Origin of the sequence: Streptomyces griseus subsp. griseus, assembly GCF_003610995.1 — a bacterium.
Taxonomy (GTDB): Bacteria; Actinomycetota; Actinomycetes; order Streptomycetales; family Streptomycetaceae; genus Streptomyces.
Window position 1 is genome coordinate 4,198,609 of the sequence record NZ_CP032543.1, and the last position, 19,375, is coordinate 4,217,983.

Annotated in this window: 18 protein-coding genes and 1 riboswitch; of the genes, 15 read left to right on the forward strand and 3 right to left on the reverse strand. The window is 71.4% G+C overall.

Annotated features, from left to right (window positions below; translation table 11 throughout):
* Positions 1-131 precede the first annotated feature (131 nt).
* The 3 genes from D6270_RS18890 (at position 132) to otsB (ending at position 2,747) form a co-directional block, all read left to right on the forward strand.
* Positions 132-1,409: an ABC transporter substrate-binding protein gene (locus D6270_RS18890; protein ID WP_109164372.1), complete on the forward strand. Its 1,278-nt coding sequence runs from the start codon at positions 132-134 to the stop codon at positions 1,407-1,409.
* A 23-nt stretch (positions 1,410-1,432) separates the two neighbouring features.
* Positions 1,433-1,693 (forward strand): DUF3263 domain-containing protein, encoded by a 261-nt coding sequence (locus tag D6270_RS18895; RefSeq protein ID WP_109164371.1) that lies wholly within the window; start codon positions 1,433-1,435, stop codon positions 1,691-1,693.
* A gap of 196 nt (positions 1,694-1,889) precedes the next feature.
* On the forward strand, positions 1,890-2,747 hold the full coding sequence (otsB, locus tag D6270_RS18900; protein WP_109164370.1) for a trehalose-phosphatase: 858 nt from the start codon (positions 1,890-1,892) through the stop codon (positions 2,745-2,747).
* A gap of 7 nt (positions 2,748-2,754) precedes the next feature.
* On the opposite strand, the gene D6270_RS18905 is transcribed toward otsB, so the two are convergent.
* Complete coding sequence (locus D6270_RS18905) at positions 2,755-4,146, reverse strand: alpha,alpha-trehalose-phosphate synthase (UDP-forming) (RefSeq protein WP_109164369.1); 1,392 nt, start codon at positions 4,144-4,146, stop codon at positions 2,755-2,757.
* A gap of 90 nt (positions 4,147-4,236) precedes the next feature.
* Positions 4,237-5,187, reverse strand: coding sequence for a glucosyl-3-phosphoglycerate synthase (locus D6270_RS18910; protein ID WP_109164368.1), 951 nt, complete (start codon positions 5,185-5,187; stop codon positions 4,237-4,239).
* 164 nt (positions 5,188-5,351) lie between these two features.
* Positions 5,352-5,479: riboswitch (SAM riboswitch) on the forward strand.
* 18 nt (positions 5,480-5,497) lie between these two features.
* On the opposite strand from D6270_RS18910, the gene thrC reads away from it, so the two are divergent.
* The 12 genes from thrC (at position 5,498) to D6270_RS18970 (ending at position 18,299) form a co-directional block, all read left to right on the forward strand.
* Positions 5,498-6,793 (forward strand): threonine synthase, encoded by a 1,296-nt coding sequence (gene thrC / locus D6270_RS18915; RefSeq protein ID WP_109164367.1) that lies wholly within the window; start codon positions 5,498-5,500, stop codon positions 6,791-6,793.
* A 41-nt stretch (positions 6,794-6,834) separates the two neighbouring features.
* Positions 6,835-7,113 (forward strand): MoaD/ThiS family protein, encoded by a 279-nt coding sequence (locus tag D6270_RS18920; RefSeq protein ID WP_018511018.1) that lies wholly within the window; start codon positions 6,835-6,837, stop codon positions 7,111-7,113.
* A gap of 419 nt (positions 7,114-7,532) precedes the next feature.
* A complete protein-coding gene (locus tag D6270_RS18925; protein WP_003967346.1) occupies positions 7,533-7,739 on the forward strand; it encodes a cold-shock protein in 207 nt (68 codons plus the stop codon).
* A 302-nt stretch (positions 7,740-8,041) separates the two neighbouring features.
* Positions 8,042-9,664, forward strand: a complete 1,623-nt coding sequence (gene groL, locus D6270_RS18930) for a chaperonin GroEL (RefSeq protein ID WP_093694016.1) — start codon at positions 8,042-8,044, stop codon at positions 9,662-9,664.
* Positions 9,665-9,861: 197 nt separating this feature from the next.
* A complete protein-coding gene (locus D6270_RS18935) occupies positions 9,862-10,389 on the forward strand; it encodes a hypothetical protein (protein ID WP_109164366.1) in 528 nt (175 codons plus the stop codon).
* Between the two features lie 530 nt (positions 10,390-10,919).
* Positions 10,920-11,042, forward strand: a complete 123-nt coding sequence (locus D6270_RS18940) for a keywimysin-related RiPP (protein WP_018511015.1) — start codon at positions 10,920-10,922, stop codon at positions 11,040-11,042.
* A 50-nt stretch (positions 11,043-11,092) separates the two neighbouring features.
* A complete protein-coding gene (locus tag D6270_RS18945) occupies positions 11,093-13,042 on the forward strand; it encodes an asparagine synthase-related protein (RefSeq protein WP_109164365.1) in 1,950 nt (649 codons plus the stop codon).
* A 2-nt stretch (positions 13,043-13,044) separates the two neighbouring features.
* The gene (locus D6270_RS18950) at positions 13,045-13,296 is read left to right on the forward strand and encodes a lasso peptide biosynthesis PqqD family chaperone (protein ID WP_109164364.1); all 252 of its coding nucleotides are present in this window, start codon (positions 13,045-13,047) and stop codon (positions 13,294-13,296) included.
* The gene (locus D6270_RS18955; RefSeq protein ID WP_109164363.1) at positions 13,293-13,763 is read left to right on the forward strand and encodes a lasso peptide biosynthesis B2 protein; all 471 of its coding nucleotides are present in this window, start codon (positions 13,293-13,295) and stop codon (positions 13,761-13,763) included. The genes D6270_RS18950 and D6270_RS18955 overlap by 4 nt, the downstream gene beginning before the upstream one ends.
* A complete protein-coding gene (locus D6270_RS18960; RefSeq protein WP_391040087.1) occupies positions 13,717-15,606 on the forward strand; it encodes an ABC transporter ATP-binding protein in 1,890 nt (629 codons plus the stop codon). Before D6270_RS18955 ends, D6270_RS18960 begins: the two co-directional genes overlap by 47 nt.
* A gap of 231 nt (positions 15,607-15,837) precedes the next feature.
* Positions 15,838-16,338, forward strand: coding sequence for a SigE family RNA polymerase sigma factor (locus tag D6270_RS18965; protein ID WP_109164361.1), 501 nt, complete (start codon positions 15,838-15,840; stop codon positions 16,336-16,338).
* A gap of 716 nt (positions 16,339-17,054) precedes the next feature.
* Positions 17,055-18,299 carry a mannosyltransferase family protein gene (locus D6270_RS18970; protein ID WP_204117090.1) on the forward strand — a complete coding sequence of 415 codons (1,245 nt, stop codon included), beginning with the start codon at positions 17,055-17,057 and terminating at the stop codon, positions 18,297-18,299.
* Positions 18,300-18,687: 388 nt separating this feature from the next.
* Here D6270_RS18970 and D6270_RS18980 read toward each other — a convergent pair whose 3' ends face one another.
* Positions 18,688-19,347: a TetR/AcrR family transcriptional regulator gene (locus D6270_RS18980; RefSeq protein ID WP_109164359.1), complete on the reverse strand. Its 660-nt coding sequence runs from the start codon at positions 19,345-19,347 to the stop codon at positions 18,688-18,690.
* Positions 19,348-19,375 lie beyond the last annotated feature (28 nt).

Below are 19,375 nucleotides of genomic sequence, written 5' to 3' on the forward strand. Positions count from 1 at the left end.
CCCCTCCACCGTGGGGGAAAATCGCAGTTCATCCGGACGGTGGCAGGACGGGTGGCGGCGCCGTGGCCGATCGACGAGAGGTCCGTACGGCGACGTCGCGCCACCGCCCGTGAGCCAGAGGATCAACGAGGATGGGCGAGGCTGTGCAGCGGCGCTTTACGGTTCTGACCGCGGTGGTGGCCGCGCTGGGTATGACGGCAACGTTGTCGGGGTGCGGCGGTGACAGCGGCACGGGCGACGTCACCCTCAAGCTCGTCGCCGCCGACTACGGCACCAGTTCGGCCAACAGCTCCGAGAAGTACTGGAGCGGTGTGGCGGCGGGCTTCGAGAAGCAGAACCCCGGCATCAAGATCGATGTCAACGTCCTCTCCTGGAAGGACGTCGACCGCAAGGTCGCCGAGATGGTCAAGGAGGGCAAGGCCCCCGACATCGCCCAGATCGGCGCCTACGCCGACTTCGCCAAGGCCGACAAGCTCTACAGCGTCGACCAGATGGTCTCCATCCGTACCCAGGCCAACTTCCTGCCCTCCCTCACGGACGCGGGCAAGGTCGACGGCACGCTCTACGGGCTCCCGTTCGTCGCCAGCACCCGGCTGCTCTTCTACAACGAGAAGCTCTTCGACCAGGCGGGTCTGAAGGCCCCCAAGACCTGGGACGACATCCAGAGCGGGGCCGCCGCGCTCAAGGCCAAGGGCGTCAAGTACCCCTTCGCCCTGCCGCTCGGCCAGGAGGAGGCCCAGGCCGAGACCCTGATGTGGCTGCTCAGCAACAGCGGCGGCTACGTCGACGACGTCGGCCTCTACGACATCGACTCGGCCCAGAACGTCGCCACGTTCAGCTGGCTGCGGGACAACCTCGTCGGCAAGGGCCTCACCGGTCCCGTCGCCCCGGGCGAGCTGGACCGCGCGAAGGCCTTCGAGGCGTTCACCAAGGGCGAGGTCGGCATGCTCAACGGCCACCCCACGCTGATGGAGGAGGCCGAGGCCAAGGGCGTCAAGGTCGGCATGGTGCCGCTGCCGGGCGCCGAGGGGCCGACCAAGGGCTCCATGGGCGTCGCCGACTGGATGATGGGCTTCAAGCAGAACGGCAACCGCCAGGCGATCGGCAAGTTCTTCGACTACGCCTACTCCGACGAGAACGTGCTCGCCTTCGCCGACGAGTACGACCTGCTGCCGGTGACCGGCAGCGCGTCCGCCGAGATGGAGACCGACGCCAAGCACGCGAAGCTGCGCGAGTTCCTGGCGGCGCTGCCCAACTCCCAGCTGCCTCCCTTCGGCAAGACGTCCTGGGCGACGGTGAGCGAGGCGATCAAGACGAACATCGGCGAGGCGGTCGCGCCCGGCGGGAGCCCGGAGCGGGTGCTCGGGGCGATAGCGGCCGAGGCGACGAAGGCGGAGAGCGCGGAGTAGGCGGGCGCGGTTAGGTTGGTTGTATGACCGCTTCCGACGCCGAGCCCGCGCCTTCCCCTCCGGGGCTGTCCGACCGTGACCGTGCGCTGCTCGCGCTGGAGCGGAGGTCATGGGCGGGGCCGGGGGCGAAGGAGCGGGCGATCCGGGAGGAGCTGGGCATCTCTCCGGTCCGCTACTTCCAGCTTCTCAACGCGCTGATCGAGGATGAGCGGGCGCTGCGGGAGGATCCGGTGACGGTGAACCGCTTGCGCCGGCTGCGGGCTCAGCGGCGGGACCGCCGCTGAGCCTTCCCGGGGGCGCCGCGCCCGGACCCCCGCTCCTCCATCGCCGGAGGGGCTGAGACCGGGTGCCCTCTGCGGCCGTGCGTGACCGGCCGAGGCCCGCAGTTCCAGCCCCTCCGGCGCTTGAGGAGCGGGGTGCGGGGCGGAGCCCCGGGTGGGCCAGGTCCCGTGCTCGGCCGCACCCGGCTACGCTCGACCCATGGGCAGCCACTCCGCACAGCCGCCGATCCCGACCCCGACCACCCCGGCCGGCCGCGAGGGCCTGGACGCCATCCTCGCCCGGCCCGAGCGCGCGGTCATCGCCCTCGACTTCGACGGCACGCTCGCCGACATCGTCCCGGACCCCGAGCGCGCCCGCGCCCACCCCGGCGCCGTCGAGGCGCTCGCCGCACTCGCGCCGAAGGTCGCCTCCATCGCCGTGATCACCGGCCGCCCCGCAGACGTCGCCGTCCGGTACGGCGGCTTCGCGGGCGTCCCCGGCCTCGACCACCTCGTGGTCCTCGGCCACTACGGCGCGGAGCGCTGGGACGCTGCCACCGGCACCGTGAACGCCCCCGCCCCGCACCCCGGCGTCGCCGCCGCGCGGGCCGAACTCCCCGGCGTACTGCACGAGTTCGACTCCTGGCACGGCACCTGGATCGAGGAGAAGGGGCAGGCCGTCGCCGTTCACACCCGCCGCGCCGAGGACCCGCAGGCGGCCTTCGAGACCCTGCGCGGCCCCCTCGGCGAACTGGCCGCGCTCCACGGGCTGATCCTGGAACCGGGCCGCCAGGTCCTGGAGTTGCGCCCGCCGGGCATGGACAAGGGCGTCGCCCTGGCCACCCACGTCGCCGAGGTCGACGCCGAGTCCGTCCTGTACGCGGGCGACGACCTCGGGGACCTCGCCGCCTTCGCCGCGGTGGAGAAGCTGCGCGGCGACGGCCCGGACGGCATCCCCGGCCTGCTGGTGTGCAGCGGCAGCGCCGAGGTGCCCGAACTGGCCGAACGAGCCGATCTGCTGGTGCCCGGCCCGGCCGCCGTGGTGGACTTCCTCGCGGCCCTGGCCGATCAGCTGTAGGCGCTCCTCACTCCTGCCGCAGCGCCTCCAGCTGGTCCAGGAACCACTGCTGCGGCGGGAGCGCAGTCGCCGCCTCCGCCAGCCGCTTCGTGCGCCCGGTCCGCTCCTCGGCGCTCATCGACAGGGCCTCGTGCAGCGCCTCCGCCGTGCCCACCACGTCGTACGGGTTCACCACGATCGCGTCCTCGCCCAGCTCCTCGTACGCCCCGGCCTCCCGTGACAGCACCAGCGCGCAGCCGTGGTCGGAGACGACGGGGACCTCCTTGGCGACCAGGTTCATACCGTCCCGGATCGGGTTGACCAGGGCCACATCCGCCAGCCGGTACGCGGCGAGCGAGCGGGCGAAGTCGTCCTTCACGTGGAGGACGACGGGCGTCCAACTCTCCGTGCCGTAGGCCCCGTTGATCTCCGCGGCCAGGGTCTGCACCGCCGCCGTGTAGTCCCGGTAGACCGAGAGGTCCTGGCGGGAGGGGTAGGCGAAGGCGACGTGGACCACGCGCTCGCGCCACTCGGGGTGGGTCTCCAGCAGGGTCCGGTAGGCGTGCAGGCCGCGCACGATGTTCTTGGACAGTTCCGTACGGTCCACCCGCACGATGGTCCTCCGGTCCTCGCCCACCTGCTCCCGCAGCGCCTCCATGCGCTCGTCGACGTCCGCCTCCCGCGACCGCCGCCGCAGGAAGTCCGCGTCCGCCCCCAGCCCGTGCACCCCGATCCTGGTCCGGCCCGTCCCGCCGAGGATCTCCGTACAGCAGCCGATGAACGCGTCCGCCCACCGCCGGGTCAGGAACGCGGCCCGGTCCGCGCCCAGGATGCCGCGCAGCAGCTGCTCACCGATGTCGTCGGGCAGCAGCCGGAAGTAGTCCACCGGCGCCCACGGGGTGTGCGAGAAGTGGCCGATCCTCAGGTCCGGGCGCAGCTCGCGGAGCATCCCGGGGACCAGGGCCAGGTGGTAGTCCTGCACCAGGACCGAGGCCCCCGGCTCCGCCTCCTCGGCCAGCGCCTGGGCGAAGGCCCGGTTGTACGTCTCGTACGCGGCCCACTGACGCCGGAACTCCACGTCGAAGACCGGCTCCACGGGCGTCTGGTACAGCAGGTGGTGGACGAACCACAGCACCGAGTTGGCGATGCCGTTGTACGCGTCGGCGTGGACCTCGGCGTCGATGTCGAGCATCCGTACGCCCGGCTCACCGACTCCGCGCCGTACCGCCTCGCGGTCGCCGTCGCCGAGGGCCGCGCAGACCCAGAGCTTGTCGTCGACGGCGCTCAGCCCGGAGACGAGCCCGCCGCCGCCGCGCTTGGCGTCGAGAGTCCCGTCCTCGCCGAGCGTGTACGTGATCGGGCCGCGGTTGGACGCGACGAGGACCTGGGTGGTGGAGGAGGGTGCGTGCTCGGTGACCATGTAGCGGAACCTAGCCCGTAAGGGAAGCCGCCAAACGCCTCAGAGCCTCACGCCCGCGCGCACCTCAGGGCCGCCGGCGCCCCGCACGCCTCACGCCGCCCACCGCTCCGCGTACTCCGCGATCTCCCGCATCGGCGGCCGCTCCTCCGTGTCCACCGCATGCGTGCGCGGCACGAACCCCTCCGCGCCCCGCTCGAACTGCGTCAGCGCCGGGCGCACCAGATGCCCCCGGGAGAGCCGCAGCTGCGCCGTGCGGTAGATCGCCGCCGCCATCCGGCCCAGCGCCTGCCCGTCCTGGTGGCGGTGGCGCCGCACCCCGACATCCACCTGGCCCAGCGTGTCCAGCCCCACGGTGTGCAGCGCGTCCACGAGCAGCCCCAGCTCCACTCCGTAACCGACCGGGAACGGCAGCCGCTCCAGCAGCGAGCGCCGCACCGCGTACTCCCCGCCCAGCGGCTGCACGAAACCCGCCAGCTGCGGCCAGTGCAGATTGAGCAGGGGACGTGCCACCAGTTCGGTGACGCGGCCTCCCTGACCTGCGCTGTCGCCGAGAGGACGGTCGTACATCGCCTTGACGAACTGCACGGTGGGATCGGTGAGCAGCGGCCCGACCGTCCCCGAGACGAAGTCCGCCGAGAAGTCCCTCAGGTCCGCGTCGACGAAGCAGACGATCTCACCGCTGGTCACCAGGAGCGACCGCCAGAGCACCTCGCCCTTGCCGGGCAGCGCCGGGATCCGGGGCAGGATCGCGTCCCGGTGCACCACCCGGGCGCCCGCCGCCCGCGCGACGGCCGCGGTGGCGTCGGTGGAACCGGAGTCGATCACCACCAGCTCGTCGACCAGCCGGACCCTCTCCATCAGCTCCCGCCGGATGGTCCCCACGATCGCGCCGACCGTGGCCTCCTCGTTCAGCGCGGGCAGCACCACGCTCACCGACGTACGGTGCGGGTCGGCGGCCCGGGCGTCGGTGAGCCGGTTCAGCGGGCGGTCGGCGGACGACCAGGAACGCCTGGTCAGCCAGCGTTCCACCTCTTCGAGCACGGTCGGCACTCCTTGCGTGTGAGCGGTATGTGATCCATCTCGCCGTTCGGACGACTATCTCAACAGTCCGGTCCTTCGGTTACAGTCTTGAACAACGCGGATGACCGTCGCATGTCGGGGTCCGTCCGCACACAAACGCCTGGATCGAAGATCCAGTGCCACAGAGCTCATCCAGAGGGACTGAGGGAACGGCCCGTTGAAGTCCCGGCAACCCTCCTACCGACCGCGAGGTCACGGTGGGGAAGGTGCCAATTCCGTCTTGTGGCGAAATGCGCCGCGAGGAAGATGAGGAGAAAGGGCCTCCGCCATCATGGCTGTTCAGACCATTGCAGGTAATGCCACCACCGCTTCCGTGGACCTCGGTCCCGCCGCGGCGCTTTCCTGCCGCGAGTGCGGCGAGCGTTTCGAGCTCGGCCCCCTTTTCGCCTGTGCGTCCTGTTTCGGGCCACTGGAAGTGGCGTACGACCTGCCGACCGGTTCCGCCGAGGAGCTGAAGAAGCGCATCGAGGCCGGCCCGAACAACATCTGGCGCTACGCCCCGCTGCTGCCGGTCCCCGCCGATGTCGCGGAGAAGCCCAATATCAACCCCGGTTTCACCAAGCTGGTCAAGGCCGACAACCTCGCCCGTGAGCTGGGCGTCACCGGCGGGCTGTACGTCAAGGACGACTCCGGCAACCCGACGCACTCCTTCAAGGACCGCGTCGTCGCGATCGCCGTCGAGGCCGCCCGCGCCTTCGGCTTCACCACCCTCTCCTGCTCCTCCACGGGCAACCTGGCCGGTGCCGTCGGCGCCGCCGCCGCCCGCGCCGGACTGCGCTCGTGCGTCTTCATCCCGCACGACCTGGAGCAGGGCAAGGTCGTCATGGCCGCGGTGTACGGCGGTGAGCTGGTCGGCATCGAGGGCAACTACGACGACGTCAACCGCTTCTGCTCCGAGCTCATCGGCGACCCGCTCGGCGAGGGCTGGGGCTTCGTCAACGTCAACCTGCGCCCGTACTACGGCGAGGGCTCCAAGACCCTGGCGTACGAGATCTGCGAGCAGCTCGGCTGGAAGCTGCCGGACCAGATCGTCATCCCGATCGCGTCCGGCTCCCAGCTGACGAAGATCGACAAGGGGTTCCAGGAGCTGATCAAGCTCGGCCTGGTCGAGGACAGGCCGTACAAGATCTTCGGTGCCCAGGCCGAGGGCTGCTCCCCGGTCTCCGCCGCCTTCAAGGCCGGGCACGACGTCGTACGGCCCCAGAAGCCGAACACCATCGCCAAGTCCCTGGCCATCGGCAACCCGGCGGACGGCCCGTACGTCCTCGACATCGCCCGTCGTACAGGCGGCGCGGTGGAGGACGTGAACGACGAGCAGGTCGTCGACGCGATCAAGCTGCTGGCGCGCACCGAGGGCATCTTCGGCGAGACGGCGGGCGGTGTGACGCTCGGCGTGACCAAGAAGCTGATCGAGGCCGGTGTGATCGACCCGGCGCTCACCACCGTCGTCCTGAACACCGGTGACGGGCTCAAGACCCTCGACGCGGTCTCCGCGACCTCGCAGGCCACGGCCACCATCAAGCCGAGCCTGGACGCGTTCCGCGCCGCGGGCCTCGCCTCCGCCTGACGACCCACCGCACCGAGACCGAAGCAAGAAGGGCACCCACCATGAGCGTCAAGGTCCGCATCCCCACCATCCTCCGCACGTACACGGGCGGCCAGGCCGAGGTCACGGCGGAGGGCGCGAAGCTCTCCGAGGTCATCGACTCCCTGGAGAAGGACCACCCGGGCATCGCCGCCCGCGTCCTGGACGACCAGGGCAAGCTGCGCCGCTTCGTGAACGTGTACGTCAACGACGACGACGTGCGCTTCGAGGGCGGCCTCGACGCCGCCACGCCCGACGGCGCCGGCATCTCGATCATCCCGGCCGTGGCCGGCGGCTGCTGATCCGACGACTCTCAGCTGAACAGCAGTTGCCCCCTCCGCGACACAGAGCGGAGGGGGCAATTCTGCATGGTTGAGCGCGGTAGAGTTGGGGAAGGCCCCCTCGCCGCGTGTGCCGCCCGCATATGAGAATGCGCCCGGCCCCGATAAGAAGCAGCCAAAGTACGTGAACCCCTTGAGGCATAAGTGGCCTTTGCCTGGCCCGACTTGCCCGTAAATCTCAGCAATCCCGCATATTCGGGCGTTCGCCCGTGCCCAGAATTCTCGTCCGATTGACCTGTTGCAGAGGGCAGTTGGGCGGATACATTCGGCCGCGGTCGACGCGCTGCGGCGCCGCGCACCCTCTCCTGTCGGAGGGTGAGTTCCGACCCGGGGCCGCGAAGTGCGGTCCCGTGCAAGGGCCAGTTATAGGGGAGTTAGGCATGGCTCAGGGCACCGTCAAGTGGTTCAACGCGGAGAAGGGGTACGGCTTCATCGCGGTCGACGGTGGTGCGGATGTTTTCGTCCACTACAGCGCGATCCAGATGGACGGGTACCGCACCCTCGAAGAGGGTCAGCGAGTTGAATTCGAGATCTCGCAGGGCCAGAAGGGGCCCCAGGCCGACATGGTCAAGCTCGCTGTCGGCTGAGTCCGGCGCGGCCGTCCGGCACCACTACTCACGCACGTAGGGCCCGACCCCGGATCAGGGGATCGGGCCCTACGCGCGTGCCGGGACCGGATGGCGGGCCCTGGCCTGAGGCGCTTGCACTCTCGGGGGTCGAGTGCTAATCATTGGCATTAGCACTCTCCAGGTGAGAGTGACAGAAACTTGGACCGGGCCGGTGAGGCCCGCAGGCGCGGTGGGGCAAGGAACCACCACGCACGCAGGCCGTCCGTCGCGGGCGCCTCTCGGTCCGGAGAATCCACCCCTGTCCGGGAGGACCACTTCACATGGCCAAGATCATCGCGTTCGACGAGGAGGCACGGCGCGGTCTCGAGCGCGGGATGAACCAGCTCGCCGACGCCGTCAAGGTCACCCTCGGCCCCAAGGGCCGTAACGTCGTCCTCGAGAAGAAGTGGGGCGCGCCCACGATCACCAACGATGGTGTTTCCATCGCCAAGGAGATCGAGCTCGAGGACCCGTACGAGAAGATCGGTGCGGAGCTGGTCAAGGAGGTCGCCAAGAAGACGGACGACGTCGCCGGCGACGGTACGACCACCGCCACCGTTCTCGCCCAGGCTCTCGTCCGCGAGGGTCTGCGCAACGTCGCCGCAGGCGCCAACCCGATGGCCCTCAAGCGGGGCATCGAGAAGGCCGTCGAGGCCGTCTCCGCCGCTCTGCTGGAGCAGGCCAAGGACGTGGAGACCAAGGAGCAGATCGCTTCGACCGCCTCCATCTCCGCCGCCGACACCGAGATCGGTGCCAAGATCGCCGAGGCGATGGACAAGGTCGGCAAGGAAGGCGTCATCACCGTCGAGGAGTCCCAGACCTTCGGTCTGGAGCTTGAGCTCACCGAGGGTATGCGCTTCGACAAGGGCTACATCTCGGCCTACTTCGCGACCGACATGGAGCGTATGGAGGCGTCCCTCGACGACCCGTACATCCTGATCGTCAACTCGAAGATCGCCAGCGTCAAGGACCTGATCCCGCTGCTGGAGAAGGTCATGCAGTCGGGCAAGCCGCTGCTGATCATCGCCGAGGACGTCGAGGGCGAGGCGCTCTCCACCCTGGTCGTCAACAAGATCAAGGGCACGTTCAAGTCCGTCGCCGTCAAGGCCCCGGGCTTCGGCGACCGCCGCAAGGCCATGCTCGCGGACATCGCCATCCTCACCGGTGGCACCGTGATCTCCGAGGAGGTCGGTCTCAAGCTGGAGAACGCCGGCCTGGACCTGCTCGGCCGTGCCCGCAAGGTCGTCATCACCAAGGACGAGACCACGATCGTCGACGGTGCCGGTGACAGCGAGCAGGTGCAGGGTCGCGTCAAGCAGATCCGCGCCGAGATCGAGAACTCCGACTCGGACTACGACCGCGAGAAGCTCCAGGAGCGCCTCGCGAAGCTGGCCGGCGGCGTGGCCGTCATCAAGGCCGGCGCCGCCACCGAGGTGGAGCTCAAGGAGCGCAAGCACCGCATCGAGGACGCGGTGCGCAACGCCAAGGCCGCCGTCGAGGAGGGCATCGTCGCCGGTGGTGGCGTGGCTCTGCTCCAGGCCTCGGCCGTCTTCGACAAGCTGGACCTCACGGGTGACGAGGCGACCGGCGCCAACGCCGTGAAGCTCGCGCTGGAGGCCCCGCTCAAGCAGATCGCCGTCAACGGTGGTCTCGAGGGTGGCGTCGTCGTCGAGAAGGTCCGCAACCTGCCGATCGGTCACGGCCTCAACGCCGCGTCCGGCGAGTACGTGGACATGATCGCCGAGGGCATCATCGACCCGGCGAAGGTCACGCGCTCCGCTCTGCAGAACGCCGCCTCCATCGCCGCGCTCTTCCTCACCACCGAGGCCGTCATCGCCGACAAGCCCGAGAAGGCCGGCGCGGCCGCTCCGGGTGGCATGCCGGGCGGTGACATGGACTTCTGATCGGGTCCCCACGACCGGTCGAAGCTCCACGCACGTCCCACAGGGGCGGTACCTCCTTCACGGGGGGTGCCGCCCCTGTGGCGTGTCCGGGTTCCTTGGGACACTGCGGGGACGGGACGCCGCGTTCGGATGCGGGTCCCGCGGATGCGGGACGCGGCACATGGATGCGGGTCCCGCGGATACGGGGGCGGAACGGTATGCGTGTGCGTGCTGCGGGGAGAGCGGGTGGAGGGCGGCTCAAGGGGGGCGCGCTCGTCGTGGGCGGGGCGGTGCTGTTCCTGCTGGGACTGTTCGGCGTGGTGACCGGCACCGGCCTCGCCGGGCTCGTCGGGATGCGGGTGGAGACCTTCGGCCTGATCGACTGCGCCGACAAGCAGGTCAAGGGGGGAACCGTCTGGCACTGCTACGGCGAGAGCGAGGCCCAGCAGCGCGCCAACGCGGCCGAGCGCAAACGGGTCGCCGATGCGACCCTGCGCGTCCATGTGGACGGGATGCCCGCCCCGGCGCGGATCGGGCGCACCCGGATCAGCTTCGCGGACCACGACGGCCGGAACGACCCCGAGACGATCACCGCGACCCAACTGACCGAGGGCGGGCGGTGGTTCGCCCACTCGTCGACGATCGTCGGCTACGGGATGGTCCCGCTGCTGCTGGGCGCGGGGACGGCGGCCTGGGGCGGTTACCGGCTGCGCGAAGCGGGGCGACGGGGCGCGGAGGGGTCCTGAAGGACGCCCAGAACCTCTGACGGAGCCGAACGAGCGGTCGGGCATGGCCGAATGGCTACTTGCAGGCCCCCGTGCCGTACGACAACACACGTTCGGTCGGTTTCGGTGGTGTCGGTGGCGCGCCGGTCTCCGGTGGGGTAAAGCGGCTGCGGGCGCCACCGGGTGCGCGGCGCCGGTGGTTCCTCCGCTCCGCCGTGGACGGCCCGATCTCCCAGCAGCTCACCGCCAGGGCGGACGCCTCCGTGCAGAAATTGGTCCAGTCCACTTGCCCGCGCCGGCCCTCCGGTGTGCGACTGCACATGCCGACCGGTCGGTGCCCGGCGGCGCGGCCGGTGCCACCGCCTCCCACCCCCGCCGCTCGCGCTATCCGGCCAACTTCGCGTAGTGAGTCGGAATCACGCGTACCGGTCGGGCAGCGGGACATGATGGCCCTGGTGTTCACCTGGTGAACACCAGTCGCATGAATAACTCCAGTTACGCGTTTGCCATATGGGCATAACGGTCGTCAACCGCACAGAGAGGAAGGTGTCATGAAGCAGCAGAAGAAGGCCTACGTGAAGCCGTCGCTGTTCAAGCAGGGCGACTTCTCGAAGAAGACCGCCGGTTACTTCTACGGCTCGTACAAGGAGTACTGGGTCCGGCGCATCATCTGAACCGCCGACCGGTTCCCTCTGCACGGTGTGAGAACTTCCGAAAGGTGAAGATGCCCGGCCTGCTGCGTGACTACTTCGTCGTCCTGCCGGACAGCGTGGCGGGCCACGCGGTGGCCGGGCAGCTTCCCGCACCGGACGCGACCGGGGCGGCCCGAGGGATGGACGGCGACGTCCTGACCGTCGCCCACCCCTCGGGCCGCCCCTGGGTCGTCGCCCGCCCCCTGGCCCGCAAGGTCAGCCACCTCCGCCGGGGCGACGACGCCCTCGTGCTTATCGGCCCGGACCGCGTCCCCGAGGCCGTGCTCGCCGGCCTCCTGGAGGGCGCCCGCGACCGGACCGGCCTGGAGCGCCGACTCGCCCGGCTCCCCGGCCTGCACCATGTGGTCGCCCGGCTCTCCGACGAGACCTGGATCCGCGGTACGGCCTCCGGGCTGCGCCGGATCTACCACGCCCGGCACGCCGAGGCCGGGACCCTCGCCTGCGACCGCCCGGCCGTCCTCGCCCGCCTGACCGGCGCGCCCCTGGACGACGGCGCACTCGCCCTCCGCCTGCTGGACTTCTTGCCGCACCCCCTGAGCCGGCGCGTGCTGTGGCGGGGTGTGCACGAGACCGGGGCCGGGTACGGACTGGCCCTGCCCGTCGCAGCACCGGGCACGGCAGCCGCCCCCGGCCCTCGCGAGTACCGCTGGTGGGAGCCCCCGCCGCCGGAACTCCCCCTGGCGGAAGGGGCCCGAGGGCTCGGGGACGCCGTCGCCGCCTCCGTACGGGCCCATGTCGGCGGCCTGGACCGGATCAGCTGCGAGCTCTCCGGCGGCCTGGACTCGACGACCCTCACCTTCGCCGCCCGCGCGACCGCCCCGGCGGAGCTGTCCCTCCTGACCGTGGCGGCCCGGGACCGCTACAGCGAGGACGAGACCTGGGCACGGAGGGCGGTGGAGGCGGCCGGAACGCGGGGCGTGGGGGACGGTGGACACCCGGGCCCAGCCACCCCCACCCTGGCCCACCACATCATCCCCGCCGACCAGGCCCCGTACTTCTACGCCGACCTGGCCGCCACCTCCGCCGAGCTCAACGACGAACCGCTCCCGGTGGCCCCCGGCCGGGCCCGCGCGCAACTGCTCCTCGGCCGCGCCCACGCCACCGGCTCCCGCTACCACCTCACCGGCTACGGCGGCGACGAACTCTTCCTCGGCCTGCCCCACGCCTACCAGGACCTCTTCCGCGGCAACCCCCTCACCGCCTGGAACCACCTCAGCGGCCTGCGCCACCAGCTCGGCTGGCCCCTCCTCCCCACCCTGAAGGCCCTGCTGAACCGCTCCACGTTCCCCCGCTGGCTCGCGGGCGCGGTCACCACCGGACCGCAGCCGGTCACCCGGACCCCGCTGCTCTCCTGGGGCGTACGGCAGTCCCTGCGCCCGTGGTTCACGGACCACGCGAACGCCCTGATCACCGCGGAGTTCCGGGCGGCCGCCGAGCAGGCCGAGCCGATCGACCCGTGGCGGGGGCGGCATGTGGACATCGACGCGGTACGGATGGGGGCGCGGCACTTCCAGGCGATGGAGGACATCGGCATGACGATCGGGCTGCCGGTCGCCGCGCCCTTCTACGACGACCGGGTCCTGGAAGCGACCCTCGCCGTACGCCTGGAGGAGCGGATCAGCCCCTGGCGCTACAAGCCCCTGCTGGTCGAGGCGATGCGCGGGGTGGTGCCGGATGCGCTGCTGGCCCGTACGACGAAGGACCACATGTCCTCCGACGAACACCAGGGCCTGCGCGAACACGCTCCGGAACTGACCGACTTGTGGACCGGCTCCCGCCTCGCCGAACACGGCCTGGTGGACGCCCGCCACCTCCTCCGACTGGCGGCCGAACCCTTCTCACCCGTCCTGGTGGAGCACTCCATCAGCTCCACGGTGGCCGGTGAGACCTGGCTCCGCACGGCCGAAAACGCCTGGAAAACATCCGAGTTGACCCCCACGACCACGACCGGTGAGGCATGACTGTGAAGCTCAGAAAAGGCATAGCCGTCACGACGACGGAGTACGGCGGCGTCCTGCTGGACGAGAAGAGCGGCAGCTACTGGCAGTTGAACGACACCAGCGTGATCGTGGTCGAGGCCCTGGCGGCCGGGGAGGCCCCTGAAGCGGCCGTCGAACGCATCGTCGCCGCGTTCGACGTGGAGCGCGCCGAGGCGGAGTCGGATGTGGCCGAGCTGACCCGCCAGCTCGTCGAAGCGAAGATCCTGCGCCCATGACCACCGAGATGACGATGCCCCGCCGGGGCGCGGGCCCGGGCGGTCTGCGGCTGCGCGCCGCGATCGCCGCCGCGTTCGTGCTGGCCCGCTTCAGGCCGGGCCGCCTGCGCCGGGTACTGACCCGGTGCAGCAGGGGAGCGACCCCGGCGACGTACGACGAGACGCTGGAGATGTACGAGGCGGTCACCGCCACCAGCCGCCGCTGCGCGGGCCGTTACGGCTGTCTGCCCCGCTCGGTGGCCATCGCGCTGGCGTGCCGGATGTCGGGGAGCTGGCCGGACTGGTGCGCGGGGGTCCGGACGGCACCGCCGTTCTCGCCGCATGCTTGGGTTCAGGCGGGGGGACGTACGGTCGGCGAGCAGGCGGAGTCGGCCGATCTGCGTCCTTTGATGGTGGTGACGGTACGCGAGGGGGTTCCGGGTGAGCGCGGTGGCGGGGACGACGACGGGGGCGGAAAGCCTGCCTGAGGGGCCTGAGGGGCCTGAGGGGCCTCATGCGCCTCATGGACCTGGGGAGGCCGGTACGCCTGACGGACCCGGGGTGCTTGACGGGAGCGCGGCGCCCCCCGGCGCGGAGGCGGCCGGCCCCGCCCCCCTCCGCCTCCTCCTCACCCGGGTCCGCCCCCACCGCGGCGTACTTCTCCGGGCGGGCCTGCTCTCGCTCACCGGCTCGGCGGCCGGGCTGGCGATGCCGTTGATGGCGAAGTACGCGGTCGACGCGTTCGCCGCCGACCGCTCGCCGGTGACCCCGCTCATCGCGCTCACCGCACTGGTCCTCGCGGGCGCCTGCCTCTCCGCGTACGGGCGTTACCTCATGGCCCGTACGGGAGAGGGCGTCGTTCTCCGCGCCCGCCACCAACTGGTGGGCAGGATCATGCGGTTGAAGGTCCCGGCGGTGGACCGCCTCACCCCCGGGGACCTCCAGTCCCGCGTCACCAGCGACACCACCCTCCTCCGAACAGTCCTCTCCAGCGGCCTGGTCGAGTCGTTCAACAGCGTGCTGATGCTGCTGGGGACGGTCGCGTTCATGGCGTACATGGACGTCACACTGCTGGGCGTGACGCTGGTGGTGATCGTCGGGATCGGAGCCGTGACCGCTCTGCTCATGCCGCGCATTCAGCGCGCGCAGCTCCGGGCACAGGAGTCGGTCGGGGCGATGGGCGCGGCGCTGGACCGGGTCCTCCAGGCGTTCCGTACGGTCAAGGCGAGCGGAGCCGAGGAGCGCGAGACGGCGGCCGTGGCGGAGGCGGCGCGGCGCGCGCACGACCGGGGCGTGTCGGTGGCGAAGTGGTCGTCGGTCTCCGACGTCACGATGATGATGTCGATCCAACTGGCCTTCCTGGCCGTGCTGGGAGTAGGCGGAGCGAGGGTGGCGTCGGGCTCCCTCGACATCTCGTCACTGATCGCGTTCCTGCTCTACCTCTTCTACCTGATGGGCCCGATCGGCGGCCTGGTCGAGGGCTGGACGGGCCTGCAGAGCGGCCTCGCGGCCGTGCGGAGGATCGACGAGGTGGAGTCGCTGCCGGGCGAACCGGCGCAGGAATTCCACGGATTGAAGGAGGACGGCGGCCCCCTGCGGGTCTCCTTCCAGGACGTGACCTTCGGGTACGGGGGCGAGCGCGCCCCCGCCCACAAGGGCGTCACGTTCGAGGTCCCGGCGGGCGGGATGGTGGCGCTGGTGGGCCCGTCGGGGGCGGGCAAGTCGACGGTGTTCAGCCTGCTGGAGCGGTTCTACGACCACGGTGCGGGAGCCATCGCGCTGAACGGCCGGGACATCAGGGAGTGGCCACTGGCGGAGCTGCGGGCCTCGCTCGCGTACGTGGAACAGGACGCCCCGGTCCTGGCCGGGACGCTGAGGGAGAACCTGCTCTTCGCGGCCCCGGACGCGCCGGAGGCCCGGCTGGCGGAGGCGGTGGCCCGGACCCGCCTGGACGCGTTGGTCGCCCGGCTGCCCGATGGCCTGGACACGGCGGTCGGCCACCGGGGCGTCACCCTCTCCGGCGGCGAACGCCAGCGCATCGCCATCGCCCGCGCCCTGCTGCGCCGCCCCCGGCTGCTGTTGCTGGACGAGGTGACCTCGCAACTGGACGCGGTGAACGAGCAGGCACTGCGCGATGTGATCCTGGAACTGGCCGAGCGCACCACGGTGTTGGTCATCGCGCACCGCCTCTCCACGGTCCGCCACGCCGACCGCATCGTGGTCCTGGAGGAGGGCCGCGTCCGCACGGCGGGCACGCACGAGGAGCTGATCGCGTCGGACGACCTCTACCGCGAACTGGCGACGACACAGCTGGCGGCGGAGGTGCGGTGAGGGGGCAGCCGGTGCGGTCGGCCCTTCCCGGCAGACATCATCGGTAGGCCCTCAGAGGCGGGTGGGGGAGGGCTGAGCGCCGGGGGTGCGGGCTGCCGCGGACCCGGGCTGACGCGTCCCCGACCTTCCGGGTTCCGTGACGACGATCACTCCGAAGGCTCGCCGGGGCTGTAGACCGGATGCCCTGCGGCAGGCGTATACCCGGTGAAGCGAAAGATCCGGGAGCGACTTTTGACCGTCGAGGAGTTCGAAGAGTTCTACGCCCAGGCGGTCGCGCGTCTCACAGGCCAGCTGTACGTGATGACGGGGGACCTCCAGGAGGCGCAGGACGTCGTGCAGGAGGCCTTCGTCAAGGCGTGGGTCCGGCGCGGCCGGCTGGAGCGTGACGGGCAGCCCGAGGCGTGGATCCGTACGGCCGCGTGGCGTCTGGCGGTGAGCCGGTGGCGGTTCCGGCGGCGTTCGGCGGACGCGTGGGGCCGGGGGAGCGGTGCGGCGGAGCACGTGGCGCCGCCGGACCCGGACCACGTGGTGCTGGTCGACGCGCTCCGGGAGCTGCCCGCACAGCAGCGGCGGACCCTGACCCTGCACTACCTGTGCGACCTCACGGTGGAGCAGATCGCCGGGGAGACCGGGCTTTCCGCCAGCACGATCAAGACGCATCTGGTTCGCGGACGGGCGGCGCTCGCCCACCGTCTGCAGGACCCCCACATGGAGGAGGCTCCTGATGTCTGAACCACGGGACCCCTGGGGGCCGGAGCGATCGCAGGGGCGCCGGGGCTCCTCGGGTCCACAGGATCCGCTGCGTTCCCTGTTCCGGCAGGCCGGGGACTTCGGCCAGAGCCGCTCTGTGGCGGACCCGGCGGCCGGTATCACCGAACGCGGCATGCGGGCCCAGCGGCGCCGGATGGCCGCGGTCGCGGTCGGGGTGTGCCTGGTCATCGGGGGCATCGGTGCGGCGGCGATCGGCCTGCTCCCGACCACCCCGACGCCGGCCCCTCCGGCGACGAGCCCGTCGCCGAGCTACCCGTCCCCGGCTCCGCCACCGCCGGTCGGGACCCCTACGGAGCCGCCGACGCCCAGTAACACGGTGCCGGGTTCGGCGACGAGGTCGTCCCCTCCGGGGGCATGCCGACGGCGGAGGGGTCGTCGCCTCCATCGGCATCGAGATCGACATCGACGACGGGGGCGACGTCGGCGCCGTAACGGTCAACGCTGTAGCGGCTAGCGGCTAGCGGCTAGCGGCTAGCGGCTAGCGGCTGACGGCTGACGGCTGACGGCCGGACGTCTGATGGCTGACGGCTGACCCGACGGCCCATGGCTCACGGCGAGCCTGCGGCTGCCCCCGCTCCCGACCGGCTCGCCCTCCTCCTCCGCTCTCCTCCCTCCCCGTGCCCCGGCGGCTCCACCGGGCGATCCGGCACGCCTCGACGTGCCCGAAAGGTGCCTGAGTGTCCATATTGTCCACCGGGTTGCGGCCCACCCCGCCCCACCCCGGAAGCTCCGAGCCCCGGCCGCAGACGCACGAGCGCCGGGCAGCCGGGGCAGGGTTCGACCGGGCGCTCGCCTGGCTGACCCCGGCCGACCGCAGGGTGCTCCGGCTCTACCTCCTCACCCGCGTATCCCTGTGGATCACGGCGCACGGCGCGCGGTGGCTGTTCCCCCGGGGCGCGGAGACACGGGCGGCAGGCCCGGTCCTCGCGCCGTTCCAGCAGTGGGACGCGAACCACTACCTCCACATAGCGCGCGACGGCTACTTCCCGGCCGACACGGGCCCATGGGTGGAGGGTTGGGACAACAGGGAGGCGTTCTTCCCCGGCTTCCCCCTGCTCCTGCGGGCCGTGCACACGATCGTCCCGAACTGGACGGCGGCAGGCCTGCTGATCTCACTGATCGCGGGGGCGGTAGCCGTACTGGCCCTGTCCCGCCTGGCCCGCTCCTACGTCCCCGAGGACGCCGACGGCCTGCGTACGACCTTGTTCTTCCTGCTCTCCCCCTGCGCGGTCTTCCTGGCGGCCGGCTACACGGAGGCGCTGTTCCTGGCGTTCGCGCTCCCGGCCTGGCTGGCGGCCCAGCGCCACCACTGGGCGACGGCGGCCGCGCTGACGGCGCTGGCGACGACGGTACGGGTCAGCGGTCTGTTCCTGGCGGCGGCGGTAGCGGTGCTGTTCGTGCTCTCGGCCCGGTCGGGGAAGGGCCGGCGCGGGGCGCCCTGGCTGGCACTGCCCGCGCTGCCGCCGCTGGCGTACAGCTGGTATCTGCACACCCGCACGGGCGACTGGATGGCGTGGAAGCACGCACAGGAGCGAGGCTGGTACCGGGACTTCCACACCCCGTGGGAGGCGTGGACGAACACGTGGAGCGCGGCGTTCGACGGCGTGCACGCCACCGGGTACGCGGCCATGTTCCAGGCGGAGTTGGTGGCGATGGTGGTGGGCCTGGCCCTGGTCGCGCTGCTGGTACGGCACCGTCGCCTGCCGGAGGCCGTGTACGTCGCGCTGAGCCTGTGGGCGCTGGGAACGTCGTACTGGTACACGTCCATTCCTCGGGCCACGCTGCTGTGGTGGCCGCTGTGGATCGGCCTGGCGGCCCTGAGCCTGCGCCGCCCCTGGTTCAGGACGGTGTACCTGTCCGTGGCGGCCCCGCTGGGCGCGCTGGCGGCCCTGGCGTTCCTCACGGGGCGGTGGGCGGGGTGACGGCCTCGCCGCAGCCGCCTGCCGCTGCGGCCGGCCGGTCCGCCTCATCGTCCGGGCAGGCCACCGGTGGGGGAGTCGACCTGCCGGGCCACGGCGCCCGCTCGGCTCAGCCCCGGAGTCTGAAGGTGTCGACGTAGATCATCGCGTCCGCGCTGGACTCGCCGGATCGCGGACCCTGCCGTACCGGTGGATCGCCGGGCTCGTCCCACGCAAGCCGGCGGACCGGCTGACCCGGTGGAACGACCGGCCGCTCCGGCGGCTGTATCCACCCGAGGCGGCGGAGGCGACGATCCTCTCCGGCTACGCCTTCCACACCCTGCCGGCCGCCTGGGGCGAGGTGCTGGGCCGCTCTGACGCGGGTGCGATGCGTCATGTGGCGGCCCCGTGCTCACCGCGCTCCGCCCAACCGGTCCAGCTCCAGCCTCGCGGGCGGCGGGAGCTGTTCGATGTCGGGCCTGGCCCGGAACGATTCCAACAGGTAGCCCACCAGCCGACGGGACGCCTCCGCGGACTTCGCCTGCGCGCCGTTGACCACCCCACTGTTCGCCAGCAGGGCCAGCACCACGTCCGAGACGTCGAAGTCCGGGCGCAGCGCCCCCGCCTCCTTCGCCCGCCGGACCAGCAGGGCCAGCCCCTCCTCCGCCCGGTCGCGCTCCCCGGCGTAACTCGGCTCGTCCGGGAAGCGGGCCAGGAACGCGTGGGTGAAGCCCCGGTCGGCGGCCTGCATCGCGGACACCTCGGTGAACACCGAGCAGAACGCGCGCCAGGGGTCAGGGTCCTCCAGGGCGTCGTCGAGTACGCCCGCGCACTCCGCGAGCTGCTCGGCGAACGCCTCGGTGATCAGTGAGGTGCGGGTGGGGAAGCGGCGGTAGAGCGTCGCTACGCCGACGCCGGCCCGCCGGGCGATCGCGCTGATCGGTACGTCGATCCCGTGCAGCGCGTACGCCTCCCGGGCCGCCCGCAGGATGCGGTCCCGGTTCTCCCGGGCGTCGGCGCGCAGGGTGTCCGGGCCGGTGTGAGGCGGGTTGTGAGAGGGCTGAGCAGGCATGTCTCTCACTTTAGGGTAAGTGGAGGGG